Origin of the sequence: Komagataeibacter diospyri, assembly GCF_006538165.1 — a bacterium.
Lineage (GTDB): Bacteria > Pseudomonadota > Alphaproteobacteria > Acetobacterales > Acetobacteraceae > Komagataeibacter > Komagataeibacter diospyri.
In genome coordinates this window covers 1-917 of the sequence record NZ_BDLU01000091.1, presented here as the reverse complement: position 1 = coordinate 917, position 917 = coordinate 1, and the positions used below count along the sequence as shown (strand labels likewise).

General features: G+C 67.1%; 3 protein-coding genes and 1 pseudogene. All 4 read right to left on the bottom strand.

Features of this window, described 5'->3' with window-relative positions; genetic code table 11:
* Positions 1-293: DUF2840 domain-containing protein (locus MSKU9_RS17500; RefSeq protein ID WP_141262623.1), on the bottom strand; the 293-nt coding region annotated here is incomplete at its 3' end.
* Positions 290-532, bottom strand: a complete 243-nt coding sequence (locus MSKU9_RS17495) for a ribbon-helix-helix protein (protein ID WP_141262622.1) — start codon at positions 530-532, stop codon at positions 290-292. The genes MSKU9_RS17500 and MSKU9_RS17495, both read right to left, overlap by 4 nt.
* On the bottom strand, positions 529-723 hold the full coding sequence (locus MSKU9_RS17490) for a hypothetical protein (protein WP_227002592.1): 195 nt from the start codon (positions 721-723) through the stop codon (positions 529-531). Before MSKU9_RS17490 ends, MSKU9_RS17495 begins: the two co-directional genes overlap by 4 nt.
* A pseudogene (locus MSKU9_RS18685) lies at positions 720-917 on the bottom strand (ParA family partition ATPase); the annotation flags it as partial. The gene MSKU9_RS17490 and the pseudogene MSKU9_RS18685, both read right to left, overlap by 4 nt.

The window sequence follows — 917 nt, the reverse complement described above, 5'->3', positions numbered from 1 at the left end:
TCGCCACCAGGGCGCACGAACGGCACCGTCTGATAGGGCTCGCCGGAACGGGTGACGCGCACGATGTCAATGCAGGAGACCACCGTGCCGTAATCATTCGCAGCCCAGCGCAGGAAGGCGAACACGGTGTCCGGCGGAAAGCTCAGTATCCGCCGCCGACGATCGAGAATCTGCTCATGGGCGACAGAGCCGAAGCGGATCCAGTGCTCGATGCGCTTCTCGATCCAGGTCAGTTCGACATGGGCAAGCGTGTCGGCGGGACGACCGGATGCCGCCTCGTGCGGAGTGTTCATGGCACATCTCCAGGGATATCGGGGAACTCGCGGCCCAGCAGCGCACGCAGCATGTCGGCGACCGTGATGCCGCGCTGGAACGCCGCGACCTTGAGCCGTCCGCGCAGCGCTGGCGTGACGTCGATGGTCAGCCGGGCGGTAAAGCGGTTGGGGGTCGCAAGCTTCTCCGGCGTCCTGACCCAGCGTTCAGAATCGGCGGGACGCGCGGCGAAACCGGGCAGCGTGCGGCGTTCCGTCATGGCGCAATTCCTTCGCCGATCAGAAACTGGCTGTACGGTTTCAGGGTAACGCGCGCCTTCGCCGACCAGTCCGCCACGCGCCGGTCCCAGGCGAGCGACGTATCGCCACCATAGGGTGGATCGACCAGGATCATGTCGTAGGGGCCGCGCCAGGGCATCAGGGGCGCGCTGTCGCAGGTCAGCAGGGTCATGATACCAGCCCCCTGATCTCAGCCGTCAGAGCGGCGATTTCGCGGGCGGCTATCCCTTGGGGGCGAAGATCGCACACCAGGCGGCCGGTGCGCGCAGCGTCGGCGAAGGCAACACGCTGGCCGATCCGTGCCGTGAGTGCTGCTGGCTCATGCCCCACCAGCGCCAGCCGGGTTTCGCGGGCGATGACCGTGCG

Bases quoted from the DNA above. Each gene is read 5' to 3' on its own strand.
- MSKU9_RS17495 (WP_141262622.1), bottom strand. From the start codon at position 532: ATGACGGAACGCCGCACGCTGCCCGGTTTCGCCGCGCGTCCCGCCGAT.
- MSKU9_RS17490 (WP_227002592.1), bottom strand. From the start codon at position 723: ATGACCCTGCTGACCTGCGACAGCGCGCCCCTGATGCCCTGGCGCGGC.